This window comes from Streptomyces sp. NPDC093111 (assembly GCF_040683955.1).
Lineage (GTDB): Bacteria > Actinomycetota > Actinomycetes > Streptomycetales > Streptomycetaceae > Streptomyces.
Window position 1 is genome coordinate 98,194 of record NZ_JBFBNW010000023.1, and the last position, 21,088, is coordinate 119,281.

A 21,088-nucleotide genomic window follows, 5' to 3' on the forward strand; every position below is an offset into this window, starting at 1 on the left:
GCCCCCAGAGGGCGGGAGCGTGCCGGCACACCCGCGTACGGGTGTGCCGGCACGCCGTCAGCGCGCCGGCACGCTCCGGTAGTGCGTCGTGAGCCGGCCGGCGTCGAAGACGTGGAAGGCGAGCGCCGGCGGGGTCTCGTCCCGGTACACGTAGTCCCGGGGGCCGCCGTTCTGCTCCCACGGCAGCTTGGACGTGGACACCACACCGGGCGCCACCAGCAGCGGCCGGCCCGCGAACGTGGTCGCCGCGCCGGTGTGGGCGTGCCCGCACAGCAGCGCGACGACGTTCGGATGCCGGCGCACCAGCGCCGCGAGCCGCTCCTCGCCGAACTGGCGGAGCCCGTCCACGAAGGGGATCCCGAGCGCGACCGGCGGATGGTGGAACCCCACGAACACGGGGACGTCCTCGGGCGTCCGCGCCAGCTCCTCCTCCAGCCAGTCCAGGGTCTCCTCCTCCAGGAACCCCTCGTCCTTGCCCGGCACCGAGGAGTCGCACAGCGCGAGGACGAAACCGTCCGCGCGCAGCACCTGGTTCACCGGCGCCTCCGGGGCGGTGGGTTCCGCACCGAGCAGCACGCGCCGGAACGCGTCCCGGCGGTCGTGGTTGCCCGGACAGGCCAGCACCGGATGCCGGGAGCCCAGGACGTGTTCACGGATCCACGCGTACTCCGCCTCCGTGCCGTGATCGGCCAGGTCACCGGTGGCGACGACCGCGTCGAAGGCGTACGGGAGGGAGTCCAGGAACTCCGTGACGGCCCGCGTCCGTGCTCTGCCGCGCGGCGAGGAGCCGACGTGGATGTCGCTGAAGTGCGCTATCACGATCACGGTGGCAGTCTCCTCCGGTCCCCGTCACCTTGCGGTTCCCGTGGGACCGTACCCGCCCGCCGCAAGTCCCGCACGGCCGACACCCGGTCGTCGGCCCGTTCCCGCCCGGCCCGCTCGGCTAGCATCCGGACCTCCCACCCCGTCGAAGGGAGCATCCCGTGAACGAGCCCGCCGACACGAAAGGGCCCACGGCCCCCGCCGCGCTCGACGAGCGCTTCGCCGCCCTCGCCACCCCGCTGATCGCCGACGCCTGCGTCCGGCTCGGGGAACCGCTGCGGGCCGCGCCCGCCGGCATCCTGCCGGTGCTCCCCGGCCGCCGGATCGCGGGCCGCGCACTGCCCGTCCGGCACTACGGCAGCGTCGACGTCTTCCTGGAGGCATACACCCGCGCCGCCCTCGGCGACGTGCTCGTCATCGACAACGAGGGCCGCAGGGACGAGGCGTGCGTCGGGGACCTCGCCGTCCTGGAGGCGGGGACGGCCGGCATCGCGGCCGTCGTCGTGTGGGGGCTGCACCGGGACACGCCCGACCTGCTGGAGATCGGGCTGCCGGTCTTCTCGTACGGGGCCCACGCGCCCGGCCCGGTGCGGCTCGACCCGCGCGGGCCGGAGGCGCTGAGCAGTGCCCGTGTCGGCGAGCACACGGTCGGCGCGGACGACGTGGTGTTCGCCGACGACGACGGCGTGCTGTTCGTGGCGGCGGACCGCGCGGAGGCCGTCCTGGAGACCGCCGAGGAGATCTTCCGCACCGAGCGGAACCAAGCCCGGCTGATCAGGGCCGGGCGGACCCTGCGCGACCAGACCCGCTTCGACCTCTACCTGGAACGGCGCGCCCAGGACCCGGCGTACACCTTCCGCCGGCACCTGCGCGCGACCGGCGGCGCCATCGAGGAGTAGGCGGGCCGGGCGGCGCCGGGTCCGACGGGGCTCAGCCGGCCCGGAAGCCGACGGTGCCGTCCGGGAGGATCGCCTCGACCTCCGCGCCGTGCTCGACGGTACGGCTCACCGTGCAGAACTTCTCGTGCGTGAGCCGTACCCCGCGGGCGAACACGTCCGCCGCCCGCGGGTTGTTGTCGGGCAGCTCGAACTCGTAGCTGACCCGGATCCGCCCGACCCGCCCGTCGTCCTCCGGACCGGCCACGCCCTCGACGACGATCCGCAGCTCGTCGTGGTCGACGGCCCGCGCCGTCCGGTCGATCACCATGCCGCCGCATCCGCCCATCGCGGCGAGCAGCAGCTCGACGGGCGTGAACGAGGGCTGGGCGTCCGCGTCGTCGGCGGCCCCGATGCGCACCTCGGCGCCCCGGTCGTTGCGGGCGGTCCAGGTGCGGTATCCGGTGCGGACGGTCTCGATCCGGTACTCGGCCATGGGCGGCACTGCTCCTCACTGCGGTCCGTGCGCACACGAACGCGTGCGCACGGACCATCCCATCATTCCCGCGCCCCCGCGCCCGCCCTCACGCGCGCTCGCGCTCCCGCCCGCCCGGCCCCGGCACCGGAACGCGCACGCCCTCCGTCTCCGCCGCCTCCCGCACGACGGCGCCCCAGGACTCGGCCATCGCGCCCCAGACCGCGCGCAGCTCGGGCTCCGCCTCCCGTACGGAGGCGATCGCGCCGTCCGGGTCCCCGCCCGCGGCTCGTGCGGCGGGCCCGTCCGAGGCCGCCCAGTCGGCGATCGCGTCCGCGAGGACCTCGGGGTGGAACTGCACGCCCCAGGCCCGGGTCCCGACCCGGAAGGCCTGGTACGGGCAGTAGTCCCCGGTCAGCAGCGGCACCGCGCCGGCCGGCAGCGCCTCGGCCTCGTCCCAGTGCCACTGGGCCGCGAGCGCGCCCTCGGGCACGGCGCCGAGCACCGGGTCGGCGTCGGCGGCGGGCAGCCGGCGCAGCGGTACGGCCCCGAGCTCGGGCCCCTGCGGGCGGCGGCCGACCCGCCCGCCCAGGGCATGGGCCAGGATCTGCCCGCCGAGGCAGATGCCGAGGACCGGGACACGGGCGTCGACGGCCTGCCGTATCAGCTCCCGGACGCGCGGCAGCCAGGGCGCGGCGGTGTCGTCCTCGCAGTTGGGCGCGCCGCCGAGCACCAACAGCCCCGCCCAGCCGGCCACCTCGGCGGGCAACTCCTCACCGCGCCACGGGTGATGGACCCGCAGGTCGAGCCCGGCCGCGCGGAGCCGCTGGCCGACCAGGCCGGGGCCGGCGTCGGCCTCGTGCTGGACCACCAGGACAGGGTGTGCGGACAGTTGGGTCACGGGCGTCCCGCCTCCACGATGCGTCGAAGGAACGCCGAGTTGCGTTCCGTCCTGCCGAGGGTCGCCCAAAGCCCCCTCCGGCGCATCCCCTTCGTCCGAGCGGGCGCCGCCCCTTCGCACCGGGCCGGTGGGGGAGGAGGTGCCGGACGCCCGAGGATGAGTACCCGGCGCCCGTCCACCTGAGTACGCGGCACGGTGCCCGGCCGCCCGCCCCGCTGGTGCACTGTCACCATGAACACGCACACCCCGCGCCGCGCCTCCCGGGGCCCCCGCCCCCTGCGCAACGTCACCGCCACGGCCACCGCCACCGGTTCGGCCCTCGCGGTGGCCCTGCTGCCGCTGGTGGTCGGGGCGCTCGTGGCGCGGACCGCCGGGGGCGACCCCATGGTGTCGGTGAACGCCCTGATCGCGGGCGGCGGCCAGCGTGCCCGGCTGTCCCGCACGCAGCTGCGGCAGTGCCGGGGCCGGGCGGTCGCGACGGCGCGGGGCGCGTGGGGCCGGTCGGCGCGCGTGCGGAGGGGGCGCGTGCGGACGGGGCGCGGCGGCCCGGTCGTCGCTCAGCCGCGGAAGGACTCCGGCCGCTCCGGCGACGCCTCGGCCAGGGCGCGTTCGACCGCCTCGACGCCGCCGCGGAGGCCGTAGACGGGGGTGTCGGGCTGCTGGCGCCAGGAGTCGTCGATGCCGCCCGCGTCGACCGTGTCGAAGCCGAGCTCGTCGATGAGTTCGCGGACCGTCTTCTTCGCCTGCTCGTCGTCGCCCGCGACCGGCAGCGCGATGCGCTCGGGGTCGCCGGACGGGCGGTGGCGGTCGAGGATGTCCTGGGCGTAGGTGCCGTTGAATGCCTTGACCACCGGGTGGCCCAGGTGGCGCTCGGTCCAGCGGCTCTCGGTCAGGCCCTCGTCCTCGATGGCGGCGATGCGGCCGTCACGCTCCCGCGGGTAGTAGTTGCCGGTGTCGAGGACGACGAAGTCCTGGGCCGCCCCGTCGAACAGGCCGGTCGCCGGGAGGTCGGGGATCGCCTTCAGGGGGATGGTGACGACGACGAGCCGCGCGCCGCGGGCCGCCTCCGTGACGGGCACGGGGGTCGCGCCGGTCTCCTCGGCGAGGGCGGTGAGCGTCTGCGGGCCGCGGGAGTTGGCCACGGACACCTCGTGGCCGAGGGCGGTGAGGCGGCGGGTGAGGTTGCCGCCGATGTTGCCTGCCCCGATGATGCCGATCTTCATGAGCGTCTGCCTTTCGGGCGGGTGGCGCGGTTCGCCGCTGTGGAAGTGCGCAACCGGGCGACCCCGCCCGCTATTCCCCGTCCCGGGCGTGAGAACTTGGCGTGCCCCGGGTGGGAACCGGGCCGTTCGGGCCCCGCCACGGGCCCGGACGGGTGATGATCCACTGGGCGGCGGGGCACCGCGTCCTCCGCGTCCGCCCGGCACGCACCACACGGCGTTCCGTTCCCGGTTCGCCGTGCCCGGCATCGTTTCACCCCTCAACTCATCCTTCGTTCCTTCACCCCGCATCGAAAGGGCAGCGCCGATGACAGCGCAGGACCGCGCCGCACAGCACGAGCAGGAGGCCGCGCCGCCCCGCGGCATCGGCCGGCGCCGATTCCTCGGATACGTCCTGGCGGCGCCGACCCTCACCGTCGCCGCCCAGGTCGGCGCGGAGGTCCTCGCGCCCGGGCCGGCCGCCGCCGCGGTCCCGGCCGTCGTGCCGTCCCTGCCCGGGCCCGCCGACCTCTACGACCTCAACGACATGCTCACGCACGCCGCCCTCCCGACGGCGAACCTCGTCACCATCCGGATCGACCCGGACGGCACCGCCCACTTCGCGCTGCCCCGCGCCGAGGTCGGCCAGGGCATCACCACCTCCACCGCGATGATCATCGCCGAGGAGCTCGACCTGCCCGTCGAACGGGTCAGGGTCACCCTCGCCGACGCCCGCCCCGAGCTGCTGTTCAACCAGCTCACCGGTGGTTCCAACACCACCATCTCGACCTTCACCCCGATCCGCGTCGCCGCCGCGATCGCCCGCGGCCGGCTGCTGCGCGCCGCCGCCCTCGAACTCGGCGAGCTCGTCGGCACGCTCACCGCCAAGGCGGGCGTCATCACCTCCGCCGCCGGGGTGAGCCTCAGCTATGGCGAGCTCGCGGTGAAGGCCGCCGCGCTCACCGACACCCAGGTCTCCGTCAGCCTCAAGGACCCGGAGAAGTTCCGCGTCATCGGCACCGGACGGGGGCGCGTCGACGCGCTCGAAGCCGTCACCGGGCGCAAGAAGTTCGCGATGGACGTGCAGGTTCCGGACGCCCTGCCCACGATGGTCTGCCGCCCGCCGACCATCAACGGCACCGTGCGCTCGGTGGACAACCTCGCCGACGTACAGGCCATGCCCGGCATCACCGATGTCGTCGCCGTCTCCACCGGCGTCGCCGTCCGGGGCCGCACCTTCGGCCAGTGCATCGACGCCGTCCGCGCGCTGAAGGTCACCTGGGGTCCGGGCACCGCCGAGGGCGCCTCCGACGCCACCGTCCTCCAGAAGCTCCGCCGGGCCGAACTGCCGCTCGTCGTGCCCCCGTTGGACCTGCTCACCAAGTCGGTCGACGCCCGGTTCACCTTCGCCTTCGCCAGCAACGGCGCCCTGGAGACGAACTGCGCCGTCGCCGACGTGCGCCCCGGCTCCGCCGAGATCTGGGCGAGCCTGAAGTCGCCGATCGTCGCCCAGGAGAAGATCGCCCTCCGGCTCGGCCTGCCCATCGGCGCCGTCACCGTCCACGTCACCGAGGGCGGCGGCTCCTTCGGACGCAAGCTGTTCCACGACGCGGCCGGCGAGGCGGCCGAGATCTCGAAGAAGATGCGCAAGCCCGTCCGGCTCATGTGGCACCGCACCGACGACTTCCGGCAGGGCCGTACGCACCCGATGGCCACCTCCCGGGTGCGCGCCACGTACGCCCTGGGCGAGATCCTCACGTACGAACAGCGGCACACCTCCGTCGCGACCGACTTCGGGCACGGCATCGGCGAGATCATCACCTCCGAGGTCGCCCAACTCCCCGTCGCGAACCTGGCGTTCTCCGAGACCATGTTCCAGCTCACCCAGGCCAGCCCGTACCACCTCGGCGTCACCACGCAGCTCCTCAACGAGGTCGACACCGGCTTCAACACCGGTTCCATGCGCAACATCTACTCGCCCAACGTGCGCTGCGCGCAGGAGCTCGTCCTGGACGAGCTCGCCCAGCGGATGGGGCAGGACGCCCTCGCGTTGCGCCGCCGCCTCCTGAAGGACGAGCGGGCGCGCGCCGTGCTCGACAAGGTCGCCGAAGCGGGCGGCTGGGGCCGCCGGATGGAACCCGGCACCGCCCAGGGCATCGCCGTCCATCCCGAGTACCACGCCTTCGTCGCCGTGCTCGCCGAGATCGACTGCCGTCCCGCCACCACCGGGCGGAAGGTGCGCGACGCCTACACGGGCCCGCGCGTCACCAAGGTCGTGTGCGCCGTCGACGTCGGACTCGCCGTCAACCCGCGCGGTCTGGAGGCCCAGATGATGGGCGGCATCATCGACGGCATCGCCCTCACGCTCACCTCCGGACTCCACCTGAAGGACGGGCACTTCCAGGAGAGCAGCTGGGACAACTACTACTACACCCGGCAGTGGAACACCCCGCCCGAGCTGGAGATCATCGTCATGCCACCGACGGGCGACAAGCCCGGCGGCGCGGGCGAGCTGGCCGTCGGAGCCGCCGCGGCGGCCGTCGCCTGCGCCTACGGCCGGGCCACCGGCACCATGCCGACCAGCTTCCCGGTCAACCACGCCGAGCCGCTGCCGTTCACGCCGCTGCCGACCGTCCCGCCCATCCCCGCGTCGCCCACCGACGGCCGCGCCCGCGCCCTCTGACGCCGACCTCCGACAGGAACCAGGAGCCACCGTGCCCCAGCACACCTTCATCCTCAACGGCAAGGCCGTCACCGCCGAGGTCGAGGACGACGTCCGCCTGCTCTGGGTGCTCCGGGACGTCCTCGGCGTCACCGGCCCCAAGTACGGCTGCGGCGTCGGCGTCTGCCAGGCGTGTACGAGCCACCTCAACGGCCGGGCCTTCACACCCTGCGCCGTCCCCGTGAAGGACCTCACGCCCGCCGACGAGGTCACCACCATCGAGGGCCTGCCCGCGACCGTCGGCAAGGACCTCCACCCGATGCAGGAGGCCTGGCTCGACATCGACGTGGCCCAGTGCGGCTACTGCCAGCCCGGCCAGATCATGACCGCCGTGGCGGCCGTGCGCCGCGCCCACGAGGCCGGGCGCGAGGTCGACGAGGCCGATCTCGACCAGATCCGCAACATCTGCCGCTGCGGAACCTATAACCGTATCCGAGAGGCCATCAAGGAGGGCGCCCGCCGCATGGTCTGACACGGCCGGGGCCCTCGCCCACGAGAGGGTGTGCACCAGATGCCGGGAAAGATCGTTCTGTTCGCGGGCGTGTCCCTGGACGGCTACATCGAAGGGCCGGACCACGACATCGCGTGGCACCGCGTCGACGAGGAGCTGCACCTCCACTTCAACGAGCAACTCGCCGCCATGGGCCACTTCCTCAGCGGCCGCCGCACCCACCAGCTGATGGCCGACTTCTGGCCCACGGCCGACGCCGACCCGGCGGCCTCCCCCGCCACGCGGGAGTTCGCCGGGATCTGGCGCACGATGCCCAAGACCGTCTACTCCACCACCCTGGACCACGCCGACTGGAACACCACGGTGGTCCCACGCGTCGACCCGGACGAGGTCCGCGCCCTCGCCGCCGCGGCCGACGGCGACCTCACCCTCAGCGGCGCCGGCCTGGTCGCCTCCTTCCGCGAGCACGACCTGATCGACGTCTACCAGATCTACGTCCACCCCGTCGTGATCGGCCGCGGCACCCCGCTCCTCGCCCCGACGGACGCCACCGCCGACCTCCGCCTCGACACCACCCGCACCTTCCCCAACGGCGTGGTGCTGCTGCGCTACGAGAGGGTCCACGCCGGCCCGGAAGGGGAGTGACCCGCCGGCCGACGGCCACGGCGACGCCCCCGTACGGAGTACCCGTCATACCTGAGAGCTACCCCGGGGTTTGGCTCCCCGGTGGGACGCCGACCACACGCCACGCTTCGTAACTTCGGTGCCGGATCGAAACCCGGTACGGAAGGAACACCCATGGCGCCCCTCCCGCGCGGCCCCCGCCGCGCACCCGCCCCCGGACGACTGCGCCGCACCCTGCTCGCCGCGCTCGTCACCGCCACCGTCGCGGTGCCGGTCGCCGGGGCCGCGCGGCCCGTGGACGTACCCGCCCCCGCCCCCGCGCCCGTCGCGCCGCTGACCGCGGCGAGCACCGAGGAGCTCGCCGCGCGCTACACGGCCGGACGGGCGGCGGTACGGGCGGCCGAGCGGAGCGCCGACGCGTACGGGGCACACAAGCGGGCCGCCTCCCTGCACGCCATGGCCGCGCCGGGACGCCGGTTCCTCTCCTTCGACGGACGCGACGGCGGACGCGCCGCCGAGGTCGTCGGCGACCTCGCCGCGGCCGACCGCATCGCGGTGCTCGTCCCCGGAGCCGACACCGACCTCGACCGCTACGGGCGCTTCCGGGCCGGCGCCGTCGCCCTCCACGACACGCTCAGCGCCCGCCCCGGCACCCACGCCGCCGTCGTCGCCTGGCTCGGCTACCGCACCCCCGCCACCGGCAGCACCGCCTCCCTCACCCCCGGCCGCGCCGACCAGGCGGCACCCGCGCTCCGCGCCTTCGTCGACGAGCTGCGCCGGGCGAAGCCCGACGCCCGCATCACCCTGCTGTGCCACTCGTACGGCTCCGTGGTCTGCGCCCGCGCGGCCGCCGGCCTCCCGGCCGACGCCCTCGTCCTCTACGGCAGCCCCGGCACCGGCTCCGACTCCGTCGCCGACCTGCACACCCGGGCCGCCGTCTGGGCCGGGCGCGGCGCCGCCGACTGGATCGGCGACGTCCCGCACGTCCGCCTCCCGCTGCTGCCCGGCACCGAACTCGGCTTCGGCGAGGACCCCTTGGCCGCCGGATTCGGCGCCCGCACCTTCGACGCGGGCGACGGCGGCCACAGCGACTACCTCCTCCCCGGCTCCGTACCGCTGGAGAACATCGCGAGGATCACCGACGGACGGGAGCCCCACCATGCCTGAGCGCACCCGCGGGATCGGCGCCTCCCTCCGCGCCGTCGTCGACCGCGTCGAGACCGCCACCCCGCCCGGCCGCGACCGCGCCCTCGACGCGCTCCGCGGCCTCGCCATCCTCGGCGTGGTCCTGGGCCACTGGTGCGTCACCGCCCTCGTCAGCGACAGCGGCACCCTCCGCGTCGAGAGCCCGCTCGGGCACCTTCCCGAACTCACCCCCGTCTCCTGGGTGTTCCAGACCCTCGCCGTCTTCTTCCTGGTCGGCGGACACGTGGCGGCGCGCGGTCACGCCGCCGCCCGGGCCCGCGGCGAGAGCCACGGCAGCTGGATCTCCGCCCGACTGCGCCGCCTCTTCCGGCCGGTCGTCCCGCTGCTCGGCGTCTGGACGGTCGCCACGGGCGTCATGCTCGCCTGCGGGGTGCCCTGGCAGACCCTCCACACGCTCGGCAAACTCGTGCTCTCCCCGCTGTGGTTCCTGCTGGTCCTCGCCGCGCTCACCGCCGCCACCCCGCTCGTCGCCCGGATCCACCCGCTGTGGCCGCTCGCCGTCGTCCTCCACGTCGACCTGCTGCGCTTCGGCTTCGACGGACCCGAGGCGCTCGGCTGGCTCAACCTGCCCGCGGGCTGGCTCGTCCCGTACTGCCTCGGCGCCCTCCTCGCCCGCCGCGGCCCGCTGAGCTCCGGCGCGGCCTGGGGGCTGCTGCTCGGCGGCGCCGCCGCCACCGGACTGCTCGTCGCCTTCGCCGGCTACCCCGGCTCCATGGTCGGCGTGCCGGGCGCCCCCGTCTCGAACCTCAACCCGCCCACCCTCGCCGCCGTCACCTTCGGCCTCGCCCAGTCCGGCGGCGCCATGCTGCTCCTCGGCCCGCTCCGCCGCGTCCTGCGCCGCCCCGCCGCTTGGGCCGCCGTCGCCCTGCTCAACCTGTGCGCCATGACCGTCTTCCTCTGGCACCAGACCGCGATGATCGCCGTCACCGCCGCCGGACTCCTCACCGCCGGATTCCTCGGCCACGGACCCCTGACCGGACTCCACACCGTCCCCGACGGCTACACCTGGGTCCTCGCCCGGCTCGGCTGGCTCCCCCTCTTCGTGGGCGCCCTGCTGATCTGCGGCGCCGCGTTCCACGCGTACGAGCGGAGCACCGCACGGCGTCCGGCCCGGCGCGACCGCCCCGCACGCCCGGCGGATCAGCGGCCCGCCGTCCGGACGGAGGCGCGACGTGCCTAGGCTGGGACACCGAGACGATCTTCGAAACGACGCACGCACCCACACGCCATCACACGCACACGCCGGGGGGAACGCAGTGAAGGACACGACACGGTGGGAAGGAGCCCTGCGGGCCGTGCCGGCCGTCCTGCGCGCCGACCTCTGGACCGCGCGGCGTGACCCGCTGCCCCGCAACCGCTGGCTCAACTGGCTGCCGCACGCCCACCTCGTGCTCCTCACCGTGCTCCTCGGCGTGTGGAACCTGAACCTCTACGCGCGGTCCATGGACCCCGCCCCCGGCAGCGTCACCCTGCTCGTCGTCGCCCAGTGCGCCGCCCCCGTCCTCGCCCTCACCCGGCCCGCCGCCGGCTGGTGGCTCTCCACGGCCGCGGTCATGGTGTCGGTGAACGTCACCTCCTCGGTCTTCGGCGCCGAGTGGCCCTGGAACTCCGGCGCCATCGCCCTGCACACCCTCGTGCTGCTGCTGCTCTCCCTGCGCGTGCGGCCCGTCGCCGCCGCCACGGCCCTCGGCATCACCCTGCTCACCGGAATCGGCGCCCTCACCCCCGGCGGCGTCCCGCACCTGCCGACGCTCTGGGCCGGCATCACCGCCTTCGCCACCGCCACCGTCGTCGGCGCCTCCCTGCGGGCGACCCGCGTCTCGCGCACCCGGCTCGTCGAGCAGGAGGAACTGACCGCGGAGGAACGCGCCCGGCGCGCCCTACTCGAAGAACGCGGCCGGATCGCCCGCGAGCTCCACGACGTCGTCGCCCACCACATGTCCGTCATCTCCATCCAGGCCCAAGTGGCCCCGCACCTGGTCGAGAACCCGTCCCCCGAACTGCGCGAGAACCTGGCCGGCATCCGGCAGAACGCCGTCGACGCCCTCACCGAACTGCGCCGGGTCCTCGGCGTCCTGCGCGGCGACGGGGCGGCGGGCGACGCCGCCGCGGGCGTACGGCACGCCCCGCAGCCCACCCTGGACCGGCTCGGCGAACTCCTCGCCAACGTCCGCGCGACCGGCCTCGACGTCACCGCCGAGACCGTCGGCGAACCCCGGTCGCTCTCCCCGGGCACCGAACTCTCCGCGTACCGCATCGTCCAGGAGGCCCTGAGCAACGCCATGCGGCACGCGCCCGGCGCCCGGGCCGCCGTGGCCACGCACTACCACGCCGACGGACTGACCGTACGGGTCACCAACACCGCCGCCACCCGCCGCACCGGCCCCGTACCCTCGGGCGGGGGCAGGGAACCCGGGCACGGGCTGCTCGGCATGCGGGAACGCACCGCCATGCTGGGCGGCGAACTCGCGGCCGGACCCACCCCCGACGGCGGCTGGGACGTCACCGCCACCCTGCCCGCCCCCCTCCTCGACCCACCCCGCACGAAGGACGGTTCATGACCGACGGCAGTCACGGCAGCGGTTCCGAGCGCGACATCAGGGTGCTCATCGCCGACGACCAGGTGATGGTCAGGCAGGGCTTCACCGTCCTGCTGAACGCGGAACCCGGCATCCAGGTGGTCGGTCAGGCCGTCGACGGCGCCGACGCCGTCGCCAGGACCGCCGAACTAGCCCCCGACGTCGTCCTGATGGACATCCGGATGCCCGGCACCGGCGGCCTCGAAGCCACCCGCATCCTCACCGCGCCCGCCGACGCCACCGTCAAGGTCCTCGTCCTCACCACCTTCGACCTCGACGAGTACGTGTACGAGGCGCTCCGCGCCGGCGCGTCCGGCTTCCTCCTGAAGGACGCCTCCGCCGAGGAACTCGCCCAGGCGGTAAGGGTCGTGGCGCGCGGCGACGCGCTGCTCGCCCCCAACGTGACCAAGCGGCTCATCGCCGAGTTCTCCCGGCTCAGCCCCACGCCCCGCTCCCCGCTCATGGACCGGGTCGGCGCCCTGACGGAGCGCGAGACCGAGGTGCTCACGCTCATCGCGCAGGGCCTGTCCAACGCCGAGATCGCCGCACGGCTCGTGGTCGCCGAGCAGACCGTGAAGACGTACGTGAGCCGCATCCTCACCAAACTGTCGCTGCGCGACCGTACGCAGGCCGCCGTCCACGCGTACGAGACGGGCCTGGTCCGCCCCGGCGGGTTCTGACCCGCGCGACACGGGGACAGCACGCGGCCCCCTCCACGCGTCCACGGACGAGCGGAGGGGGCCGCGTGCGGGCGGGGGACCGTCAGGCCGTCGGAGGGACGTGGCCGGGGCGGCCCGAGCCGCGGGTCAGGACGTAGCCGCCGATCCCGGCGAGGGCGGCCAGCACACCGCCGGCGGCCGTCCAGATCCAGCGGTCCGACCACCAGCCCGAGGACCAGCCGTCCTCGGGCGCGCGGGCCTCGACCGTCTCCGGCGTGCTCGCCCCCGGCACCAGCGGCACGGCGAGCGCGCCGTCCGTCGCGTACGCCCCGCCCTTGTCGAGCGAGGTCGCGGCGAGCCGCGCCGAGAACGGCTGGCCCAGGTCCTCCTCGGGGAGCCCGGTCACCGTCAGCCGGACGAAGTAGCTGCCGGGCAGCGCCTCGTTCGACCAGGTGTCCGCGGCGGCCCGGACGGGACGCAGCACACAGGTCAGCCTGACCGTCGCCGTCTCCTTGGCCGCGAGCCGGCTCTGCATCCCGTACATGCACGGCTGGCGCCTGCGCAGCCCGTCGTACACGTCGATCCGCCAGGCGGAGGAGCCGTGCCGCAGGGCGGCCTCGGGCAGCGTGACCGTCGCGTCGACGGTCGGCCGCTGGCCGGTGTCGGCGGGGAACACCCAGTACAGGTAGTCACCCGTGGACGCCTGCGCCGTGGCCTCCTGGCCCTGCCGGAAGAAGGCGGCGGTACGGAAGGAGGTGCCGGCCTCGGTGGGGCCCGCGTCCGTCGCGGAAGCGCTCGGGGTGGGCGTCGCCGAGTCGGCGGACCCGATCGGGGCGGCCGGGCCGAGCAGGGCGGCACCGGCGAGCGCGAGGCCCGCCGTCAGCCGGCCGAGGGTACGGGGGACGATCGGCATCAGTGGGTCCTCCAGACCGCGAGGCGCCAACGGGACAGCCAGCCCCAGAGCAGACCGCCGAGGAAGCCGGCGAGCGCGAGCGCACCGAGCAGCCACCAGCCGCGGCCGAGGCCGAACGAGGCCACGTCGGAGGCCGAGGCGGGCCCGTCGACGACGTCGACGGCGAGCTCGACCGGCATGCCCGGCGTGGTCTTGACCGACGGGGGAGCGGAGAAGGAGTTGCTGACCTGGAGGCAGACGACCTCGGCGGCCGGCTTCGCGTCGCCGTCGCCGAAGCCCTGGTCGAGCTCGGCCTTCGGGTAGCGCAGACCGGTCGACACGACGTCGGTGCGCCCGTCCCCCGCCTCGGAGCCGCGGACGATCTCCCGCCCGTGCACGGTGACGGCCCGCAGCAGCACGCCGTAGTCGTTGTTCACGGCCCGGTCGGCCGAGATGCTCACCGAGGCGCGCAGCTCCTGGCCGGGGAGGACGTCGACGCGGTACCAGCGGTGCCGGCCGAAGGTCTGCCGGTCGGTGTACAGGCCCGGCTTGAGCGTGGGGGCGTCGGCGCACCGCTCGGCGCCGGTGGTGGCGACCGGGGTGACGACCGGGTCGGCCGCGCGGTCGACCAGCTGCCGTACGCGCCCGGAGAGCTCCTCGGTGCGGTGCACGGAGGTGTAGGTGCCGCCGGTGGCCTCGGCGATGCACATCAGCTGGCGGCGGGTCTTGGCGTCGGGGACCAGACCCAGGGTGTCGATGACCAGGTGGATGCCCTTGGCGGCGATGTCCCGGGCGACCACGCAGGGGTCGAGCGGGGCGCAGGTGTCCTCGCCGTCGGTGATGAGCACGATCCGCTTGGTGGCCTCGCCGCCCTTGAGGTCCTCGGCGGCGCCGAGCAGCGCGGGACCGATCGGCGTCCACCCGGTCGGGGCGAGGGTGGCGACGGCGGTCTTCGCCTCGGTGCGGTCCAGCGGGCCGACCGGGTAGAGCTGGCGGGTGTCCTTGCAGCCGCGCTTGCGATCCTGGCCCGGGTAGTCCGCACCGAGGGTGCGTATGCCCAGCCGGACCTCTTCGGGGACCGCGTCCAGGACCTCGTTGAAGGCCTGCTTCGCGGCGGACATGCGGGACTGCCCGTCGATGTCCCGCGCCCGCATCGATCCGCTGACGTCGAGCACCAGCTCGACCTTGGGGGATTCCTTGGGGGAGTCCGTCGCCGCCGGGCCGTCGTCGGCGGCGGCACTCGTCGGGAGGAGCCCGACGGCCAGGGCGGCGAGCAGCGCACCGCAGGCCCCGGTCGCCAGCCGTTTTCTCGTGATCATCGCAGGATCGTATGGACGATCGTCCGGCAATCCAAAACCGGGCCGGCCCGGGGGCGGTGAAAGGGGGTCAGGACCGGTCGAAGGGGTCGGGCCCGGTGGCGGGGTCAGGCCAGGGCCGGGTGCGCGGGTGGCATACGGTAAGGGCTGAACACCGGGAGGACATATGACCGGGGCGGGATCAGGGCCGGGTGCGGAGCCGGGGGCCGGGGCGGAGCCGGGATCGAGCAGGAAGCCGGAGCGGGACCCGGGCTCGCGGAAGGGCGCGTCGGGTGGCGGCGCCGGTCCCGCCGCGACCGCGCCCTCCGGGGGCTGGCTCCGCGATCAGGTCTGCGAGGGGCTGCGCGACCGCATCATCACGGGCCGGCTCAAGCCGGGCGACCGGCTCGTCGAACGCGATGTGGCCGAGGAGTTCGGCGTCTCACGGGTGCCGGTGCGGGAGGCGATCCGCATCCTCATCGGCGAGGGCTTCCTGCGGACCGTCTCGCAACGCCGGATCGTGGTCCGCGAGATGACCCGGCAGGACGTCGACAACCTCTTCGACATGCGCGAGGCGCTGGAGGTCCTGGCCGTCCGCCGCGCCGCCGAACGCCGCACCCTCACCGAACTCGACGCCCTCGCCAGACTCCTCGCGCGGGCCCGCGCCGCCACCGACGCCGGAGGCCCCGAGGACCTGTCGCGCGCGAACGCCGCCTTCCACACCGAGATCGTGCGCATCTCGCGCAACGACCTGCTCGTCACCGCCCTGGAGTCCCTGGAAGGGCGGCTGCGCTGGCTGTTCCGGCAGGTGGACGAGCCGGAGTCGCTGTGGGAGGAGCACCGGCTGCTGTACGAGGCGATCGCGGCGGCGGACGGGGACGCGGCGGCGGCGTACGCGCTGCACCACGTACGCCACTACCGCGACGTGGCGGTACGCCTCCTCTTCGCGCGCTGACGCCTTCACACGGTGACCCTCCCCGCCCGGTGGGCCCAGGCCACGAGGACCGTCAGGGCGGCAGCCAGCCCACCCAGCACCATCACGGTGGAGGGCGAGGAACGGTCGAGGACGGCCCCTCCCGCCAGGGCGCCGAGGGAGAGGGTGGCCTGGAAGGAGGCGGTGAAGAGGACGGAGGACGCCTCGGGGGAGTCGGGGGCGGCCTTGGAGAACCACGTCTGGGAGCAGACCGGGACGGCACCGTACGCGACGCCCCAGACGGCCAGCAGCGCCACCGCGCCGGCGTCCGACCGCCCCAGGACGGGCAGGAGCAGGGTCGCGGCGGCGATCAGGCCCGCCGCCGCGGCGAAGGTGGACCGCGGGTGGCGGCCCACCGTGGATCCGCCGAGGAAGTTGCCGACGATGCCGGCCGCACCGTAGAGGAGCAGGTAGACCGTGATCGGACCCGAACCGACGTGGGTCACCCGCTCCAGGAAGGGGGTGACGTACGTGTACGTGCCGAAGTGGGCGAGCACGACGAGGAAGGTCATGACCAGGGCGAAACGGGTGTGGACGCCGCGCAGCATGCCGCCGAGGACATCGAGGCGCGCCGCCCGGTCGGAAGGGAGGGGCGGGACGACCGCGAGGAGCAGCACGAGGACGGCCAGCGTGAAGCCGCCCAGGACGAGGAACGCCGTCCGCCAGCCCGCGACGTCGCCGATGAACGTGCCCAGCGGCACTCCGAGTACGGAGCCGAGCGGTACGGCGGAGAAGATCACCGAGGTCGCACGGCCCACGAACCGCGCGGGAACCAGCTGACCGGCGAGTCCCGCCCCGATGGACCAGAAGCCGCCGATGGTGACGCCCACCAGGACGCGGGAGGCCAGGACCAGCCAGTAGCTCGACGCGACGGCGGCAAGGAAGTTGGCCAGCGACAGCAGCAGGATGAACACGCCCAGCATGACCCGCCGGTCGACACGCCCCGTGGCCACCGTGACCACAGGGGCCGAGACCGCGGCGAGGAATCCCGGCATGGTCATCATGAGACCGGCCATGCCGTCCGAAATGGTGAAGCTCGATCCGATCGACGTGAGCAGGCCGATCGGAAGGATCTCGGTCGTGACGATGGCGAAGATTCCCAGCATGACCGAGATGACGGCCAGCCAGGAGACGAAGGGTGAAGCGTCCGGCGACGCGGGGGCTTGGACAGAAGGGGTGGTTGCCGTGGACATGAATCCCGTCCCGAGTGGGGCATCACATGGAGAGTGTGATCTCCAGTCCAGCAGCAACGGGCATCATCGTCTGGCAGGTTCCCGACGCCGACCATCGGCCCCTTGATCGAGGGGCCGCCCCCCTTCAGCGGTGCTCGGGGTTCTCGAAGTCGAAGCGGCAGCCGGCGTCCCATTCGGAGCGCTGGTTGCCGTGGGCCGGGATGCCGCCGGCGTCCTTGAGCATGCGGGCCAGGTGGAGCTGGTTCCACGTCATGAAGGTGGTGTTGCGGTTCGTGAAGTCGTTCTCCGGACCGCCGGAGCCGGGGTCGAGGTAGGACGGTCCGGGGCCCGCCGGGCCGACCCAGCCCGCGTCGGCCTGCGGGGGGATCACGTAGCCGAGGTGCTGCAGGCTGTAGAGGACGTTCATCGCGCAGTGCTTGGCACCGTCCTCGTTGCCCGTGATCAGACAGCCGCCGACCCGCCCGTAGTACGCGTACTGGCCGTGCTCGTTCAGGATCGACGAGCAGGCGTACAGGCGCTCGATCACTTTCTTCATGACGGAGGAGTTGTCTCCCAGCCATACGGGTCCGGCCAGGGTGAGGATGTCGGCGGCCATCACCTTCGAGTAGACGACGGGCCACTCGTCGGTCTCCCACCCGTGCTCGGTCATGTCCGGCCACACGCCGGTCGCGAGGTCGATGTCCACCGCCCGCAGCACCTCGACCTGGACGCCCTGGCGCTCCATGATCCCGGTGCTGATGTCGATCAGCCCCTGGGTGTGGCTGCGCTCCGGCGACCGCTTGAGCGTGCAGTTGATCACCAGGGCGCGGAGATCACGGTAGGGCGTGGCGGTGTCGGTCATCGGTGCGTTCCCTTTGCGGACGAGTGGGCGGTCATGCGGCGCGACACGCCCGGCCGTCGACGTCGATGGGCCCCGGGGCGGTCCGGCCGAGAGTCCCGTCCACTGTCCCGCCTCGTCGCGTGGAATGGCCGGACGCCGCGCCAACGACGGGGAAGTCGACCCCCGATCGCCCGCACCGGGGATAGGCGCCTCCGACCATGGCGACAACTTTAGTTACCGAAACCGAGGCTCGTGAACTATGGTTGTCGCATGATGCCGACCGAGATCACCCCAGAAGAGCGGACCGCGCTGGACACGGCCCTGTACGAGGCCCTGAACCCCCTGGCCTCCGCCCTCCGCACCCGGGAGACGGGACTCCCCGCGGAGCAGATGTGGAACGCGGAGCCCGTCGACGTGGCCCTGTCCGTCCTCGCCGCGTGGAAGGCCGTCGACGCGGAGGTCAGGCGGCTGACCGCCGGCGCCGCGGCGACCGCCGGCTCCTACGGGGCGAGTTACGAGCAGCTGGGTGCCGTCTGGGGGATCACCCGGCAGGGCGCCCGGAAGAAGTGGCCCGACGCGGTCGTCCGTACCGCACCCCCGGCGGCACGGACCGGCGTCCTCGCGCTCTTCGGCGGGACCGCTCGGCTGGCCCAGGACCCGTCCACCGGCTGGAGCTGGACGGGGGAGGGCGCCGACGGCACCGCCGGTGACGGGGCGGGGTGCGGGACGGCGGAGGAGGCCGCGGCGTACGCCGGAGCCTTCCTCAAGGAACACGCGAGCGACGCCGGGTGACGGTCAGTCGCCCCCGTCCGGCGCCTCCACGGCCTGGCCCGTCACGAGCAGGCCGCCGTCCGGCGCGCGCCGGGCGAGGGCGCCCGTGCGGAGGTAACCGTCGGGGGTGAAGGCGAGGGAGTCGGGGGCGCGGTAGTGGCCGCGCGGGGTGTACGGGCCACGGGCCAGGAGGTGACCGGTGGCGCCGTCGGGGACGTCCTCGCCGACGGCGTCGACGATGCGGAGCTGATCGTCGGGGGAGAGCGGGTGGCCGTGCGAGGCCGGCGCGGTCGTGTCGGGGCGGGTGAGGGTGAGGACACCCTCGGGCAGCGCGAAGACCTGCTGCAGGCGGCACTCCAGCGCGGCGGCGACGCGTTCGGCGGTCTGCCGGGGCAGCGGGTCGCCGTCGATCTGCACGAGGCGCAGGCTGCTGAGGTCGGCGGCTCCGGAGTGCGCGGCGAGCCAGCTCTCGGCGATCGCCGGGGTCACCGAGGTGACCGTGACCCGCTCGCGCGCGATGACCGGCAGGCACGCGGCCGGGTCCGGGGAGTCGGCCAGCACGACCGTGCCACCCGCGATGAGGGTGCCCAGGATGCCGGGGCAGCCGAAGGCGAAGGCGGACTCGGCCGGCAGAGCGGCCAGGTACACGTCGTCCTCGGTGAGCGACACCGACTCGGCGGCGGCCCGCGCTTGGTAGGCGTAGTCGTCGTGGGTGCGCGGCACGAGCCGGGAACCGGCGGGCACCAGCAGCGCCACCTGGTCGGCGCCCTGCGCGAGCGCCGGCTCGGGCGGGGCGTCGATCGAGTCCAGCGGGCTGTAGTGGCAGCCCGCCGGGTCCGTCGTCAGTCCGCCGCCGAACGGGGAGGCGGTGCCCGGCGGCTCGTACGTGAACACCCGGCGCAGGAACGGCCCCCGGGCGGCGATCTCCGCCACCATGGCCGTGTGGTCGACACCCGCGTACGTCGACGGGCCGACGTAGCCGGTGGCCTGCGTCAGCTGGACCAGGTCGGAGACCTCGGCCTCGCGGTGGGTCGTCGGGCAGAACACCGGGACCACTCCGGCGCGCATCAGCGCGAACACCGTGACGACGAACTCCGGCACGTTCGGCAGCTGCACCACCACCCGCTGGCCGCGCCGCAGCCCGCGCAGCCGGAACCCGGCGGCCATCCGGTCCGCGCGCCGGTTCAGCGCCGCGTAGCTGACCCGGGTGCCGCCGTGGACCAGTGCGGTGCGCGGGCCGTGGTCCAGGGCCCAGCCGCGCAGCAGGTTGTCGAGCGTGTTGCCGCGCCAGTGCCCGGCCGCCCAGTAGTGGTCGACGAATTCCTCGGGCCAGGGCGTGCAGCCGTCAAGCAGGGAGGTCATGTGCTTCCTTCGGTGCCGGTCCCTCGACCGGACGCGTGGACACGTGCTGACCTTGGCATTTCAGGCTGCCCTCGCCCACCGGGGCAATGCGTCGTCCCGACCATGGATGCGGGACGCCCTCGGCGGAACGTCCAAGCGGCGGTCGGAGGCGCGCCGAGCGGCGCACCTCCGACCCGCGCGCCGTTCTACCAGATCGCCTCGACCCACTCCGGGTGGTCGATGAACGGGTTCCGGTTGCCCTGGTAGCTGTTGAAGATGACGTCGTTGCGACGCTCCTCGAACGCGCTCGGCGGGTCCTGCTCGTTCCACTGCTTCAGGACCGACAGGCGGCCCATGAACGGGACGCTGCCGTTCGTCGTCGACTCGTTCGGCTCCAGGTCCGCCCACGCGTCGCCGCCCTCGTAGCGGACGGCCATGTAGAGGATCATGCGGGCCACGTCGCCCTTGTCCGCGTCGCGCGGCTCGAACGAGTTGCTGTCCGTGTAGCTGCCCGGCGCGCCGCTGACCGCCGTACCGCCGTTGTCGAAGTCCTTGTTGCCGCGCGTGCTGTTGACCTGCACGTCCGCCGCGCGCAGGTGGTGCAGGTCGGTGCCCGGACCGGCCGAGGTGCCGAAGTTGCCGTGCGACTGGGCCCACACGTGCTCGCGGTTCCAGTTGCCCACCGCGCCGCCGTTGAGGGACTTGCTGCGCGAGGTGCCGCTGTACAGCAGGATCACGTTGGCGGTGTTGTTCGGGTCCTGGTCCGTGACCTTCAGCGCGTTCCAGACCGCGTCGTACGAGATTTTGCTCTGGCTGCTGATGATGGTGTGCAGCGAGGACTTCAGGCTCGTGCCGGTCTTGCCGACCGCGTCCTTGTAGTACGTGGCGTCGTACGCGGTGGTCGTGGCGCTCGCGGGGGTCGCGGTCAGCGTGGGGAGCGTGAGGCCGACGACGGCGGCGGACAGCGCGGCCCACACCTTCCATCTGCCTAGGGACACGACGGGCATGGGGGTCCTCCTGAGGTGGGGGTGAGGTCGGGACGAGGTGGGGACGGTGACGTGCGCGGAGCGGCGCTACGCGCGTTGACTTGCTTGAGGTGTCCATGCTGATGGACCCCATGGCCGGATGTCACCTGTGGGCGCCCATATTTTTCGTGAACAGCTGCCGACTTCGGCGGAGTTGTCGGCAACCCCCCGTTTCGGCCATGGCGGACGGGGTGGTCCGGACCGGATCGCGGGGCGCCTCCGGTCCCGTACGGCCGGCGAGGCGAACGGGTCTTATGCCTGGCGC

At 73.8% G+C, this 21,088-nt stretch carries 21 protein-coding genes; 11 read left to right on the forward strand and 10 right to left on the reverse strand.

What is annotated here, in order from left to right:
* Window positions 1–57: 57 nt before the first annotated feature.
* A complete protein-coding gene (locus tag AB0Q96_RS32635) occupies window positions 58–825 on the reverse strand; it encodes a metallophosphoesterase (protein ID WP_365331844.1) in 768 nt (255 codons plus the stop codon).
* A gap of 158 nt (window positions 826–983) precedes the next feature.
* On the opposite strand from AB0Q96_RS32635, the gene AB0Q96_RS32640 reads away from it, so the two are divergent.
* Window positions 984–1,721: an RraA family protein gene (locus AB0Q96_RS32640; protein ID WP_365331846.1), complete on the forward strand. Its 738-nt coding sequence runs from the start codon at window positions 984–986 to the stop codon at window positions 1,719–1,721.
* A gap of 31 nt (window positions 1,722–1,752) precedes the next feature.
* Here the strand turns inward: AB0Q96_RS32640 and AB0Q96_RS32645 are convergent, their stop codons facing one another.
* On the reverse strand, window positions 1,753–2,193 hold the full coding sequence (locus AB0Q96_RS32645) for an OsmC family protein (RefSeq protein ID WP_365331848.1): 441 nt from the start codon (window positions 2,191–2,193) through the stop codon (window positions 1,753–1,755).
* Window positions 2,194–2,281: 88 nt separating this feature from the next.
* On the reverse strand, window positions 2,282–3,043 hold the full coding sequence (locus tag AB0Q96_RS32650) for a type 1 glutamine amidotransferase (protein WP_365331850.1): 762 nt from the start codon (window positions 3,041–3,043) through the stop codon (window positions 2,282–2,284).
* 261 nt (window positions 3,044–3,304) lie between these two features.
* On the opposite strand from AB0Q96_RS32650, the gene AB0Q96_RS32655 reads away from it, so the two are divergent.
* The gene (locus tag AB0Q96_RS32655) at window positions 3,305–3,715 is read left to right on the forward strand and encodes a hypothetical protein (protein WP_365331852.1); all 411 of its coding nucleotides are present in this window, start codon (window positions 3,305–3,307) and stop codon (window positions 3,713–3,715) included.
* On the opposite strand, the gene AB0Q96_RS32660 is transcribed toward AB0Q96_RS32655, so the two are convergent.
* Window positions 3,631–4,659 (reverse strand): NAD(P)-binding domain-containing protein, encoded by a 1,029-nt coding sequence (locus AB0Q96_RS32660; RefSeq protein WP_365331853.1) that lies wholly within the window; start codon window positions 4,657–4,659, stop codon window positions 3,631–3,633. The genes AB0Q96_RS32655 and AB0Q96_RS32660 overlap by 85 nt on opposite strands.
* Between AB0Q96_RS32660 and AB0Q96_RS32665 the strand changes: the two genes are divergently transcribed.
* From AB0Q96_RS32665 to AB0Q96_RS32695, 7 genes are all read left to right on the forward strand, one after another.
* Window positions 4,601–6,955 carry a molybdopterin cofactor-binding domain-containing protein gene (locus AB0Q96_RS32665; protein ID WP_365331855.1) on the forward strand — a complete coding sequence of 785 codons (2,355 nt, stop codon included), beginning with the start codon at window positions 4,601–4,603 and terminating at the stop codon, window positions 6,953–6,955. The two genes, AB0Q96_RS32660 and AB0Q96_RS32665, sit on opposite strands and share 59 nt — an antisense overlap.
* A gap of 31 nt (window positions 6,956–6,986) precedes the next feature.
* Window positions 6,987–7,466: a (2Fe-2S)-binding protein gene (locus AB0Q96_RS32670; RefSeq protein ID WP_365331857.1), complete on the forward strand. Its 480-nt coding sequence runs from the start codon at window positions 6,987–6,989 to the stop codon at window positions 7,464–7,466.
* Between the two features lie 39 nt (window positions 7,467–7,505).
* The gene (locus AB0Q96_RS32675; protein WP_365331859.1) at window positions 7,506–8,090 is read left to right on the forward strand and encodes a dihydrofolate reductase family protein; all 585 of its coding nucleotides are present in this window, start codon (window positions 7,506–7,508) and stop codon (window positions 8,088–8,090) included.
* A 153-nt stretch (window positions 8,091–8,243) separates the two neighbouring features.
* Window positions 8,244–9,236 carry an alpha/beta hydrolase gene (locus AB0Q96_RS32680; protein ID WP_365331861.1) on the forward strand — a complete coding sequence of 331 codons (993 nt, stop codon included), beginning with the start codon at window positions 8,244–8,246 and terminating at the stop codon, window positions 9,234–9,236.
* Window positions 9,229–10,455 carry an acyltransferase gene (locus tag AB0Q96_RS32685; RefSeq protein ID WP_365331863.1) on the forward strand — a complete coding sequence of 409 codons (1,227 nt, stop codon included), beginning with the start codon at window positions 9,229–9,231 and terminating at the stop codon, window positions 10,453–10,455. The genes AB0Q96_RS32680 and AB0Q96_RS32685 overlap by 8 nt, the downstream gene beginning before the upstream one ends.
* A 76-nt stretch (window positions 10,456–10,531) precedes the next feature.
* On the forward strand, window positions 10,532–11,836 hold the full coding sequence (locus AB0Q96_RS32690; RefSeq protein ID WP_365331865.1) for a sensor histidine kinase: 1,305 nt from the start codon (window positions 10,532–10,534) through the stop codon (window positions 11,834–11,836).
* The gene (locus AB0Q96_RS32695) at window positions 11,833–12,534 is read left to right on the forward strand and encodes a response regulator transcription factor (RefSeq protein WP_365331867.1); all 702 of its coding nucleotides are present in this window, start codon (window positions 11,833–11,835) and stop codon (window positions 12,532–12,534) included. The genes AB0Q96_RS32690 and AB0Q96_RS32695 overlap by 4 nt, the downstream gene beginning before the upstream one ends.
* Before the next feature lie 82 nt (window positions 12,535–12,616).
* Here AB0Q96_RS32695 and AB0Q96_RS32700 read toward each other — a convergent pair whose 3' ends face one another.
* Together AB0Q96_RS32700 and AB0Q96_RS32705 are read right to left on the reverse strand one after the other, a co-directional pair.
* Window positions 12,617–13,426, reverse strand: a complete 810-nt coding sequence (locus tag AB0Q96_RS32700; RefSeq protein WP_365331869.1) for a hypothetical protein — start codon at window positions 13,424–13,426, stop codon at window positions 12,617–12,619.
* The gene (locus AB0Q96_RS32705; RefSeq protein WP_365331871.1) at window positions 13,426–14,724 is read right to left on the reverse strand and encodes a VWA domain-containing protein; all 1,299 of its coding nucleotides are present in this window, start codon (window positions 14,722–14,724) and stop codon (window positions 13,426–13,428) included. Before AB0Q96_RS32705 ends, AB0Q96_RS32700 begins: the two co-directional genes overlap by 1 nt.
* A 163-nt stretch (window positions 14,725–14,887) precedes the next feature.
* Between AB0Q96_RS32705 and AB0Q96_RS32710 the strand changes: the two genes are divergently transcribed.
* Entirely contained in the window at window positions 14,888–15,655 is a 768-nt protein-coding gene (locus AB0Q96_RS32710) for a GntR family transcriptional regulator (RefSeq protein ID WP_365331872.1), read from the forward strand.
* 5 nt (window positions 15,656–15,660) lie between these two features.
* Here AB0Q96_RS32710 and AB0Q96_RS32715 read toward each other — a convergent pair whose 3' ends face one another.
* Both AB0Q96_RS32715 and AB0Q96_RS32720 read right to left on the reverse strand, forming a co-directional pair.
* Entirely contained in the window at window positions 15,661–16,866 is a 1,206-nt protein-coding gene (locus tag AB0Q96_RS32715; protein WP_365331873.1) for an MFS transporter, read from the reverse strand.
* A 124-nt stretch (window positions 16,867–16,990) separates the two neighbouring features.
* Window positions 16,991–17,707, reverse strand: a complete 717-nt coding sequence (locus AB0Q96_RS32720; RefSeq protein WP_365331875.1) for a flavodoxin family protein — start codon at window positions 17,705–17,707, stop codon at window positions 16,991–16,993.
* Between the two features lie 249 nt (window positions 17,708–17,956).
* Here AB0Q96_RS32720 and AB0Q96_RS32725 point away from each other — a divergent pair, with 249 nt between their 5' ends.
* Window positions 17,957–18,478, forward strand: a complete 522-nt coding sequence (locus tag AB0Q96_RS32725; RefSeq protein WP_365331877.1) for a hypothetical protein — start codon at window positions 17,957–17,959, stop codon at window positions 18,476–18,478.
* Window positions 18,479–18,481: 3 nt separating this feature from the next.
* Here the strand turns inward: AB0Q96_RS32725 and AB0Q96_RS32730 are convergent, their stop codons facing one another.
* Window positions 18,482–19,819, reverse strand: a complete 1,338-nt coding sequence (locus AB0Q96_RS32730; protein ID WP_365331879.1) for an AMP-binding protein — start codon at window positions 19,817–19,819, stop codon at window positions 18,482–18,484.
* A 185-nt stretch (window positions 19,820–20,004) separates the two neighbouring features.
* Window positions 20,005–20,805 carry an endonuclease gene (locus AB0Q96_RS32735; RefSeq protein ID WP_365331881.1) on the reverse strand — a complete coding sequence of 267 codons (801 nt, stop codon included), beginning with the start codon at window positions 20,803–20,805 and terminating at the stop codon, window positions 20,005–20,007.
* Between the last annotated feature and the right edge of the window lie 283 nt (window positions 20,806–21,088).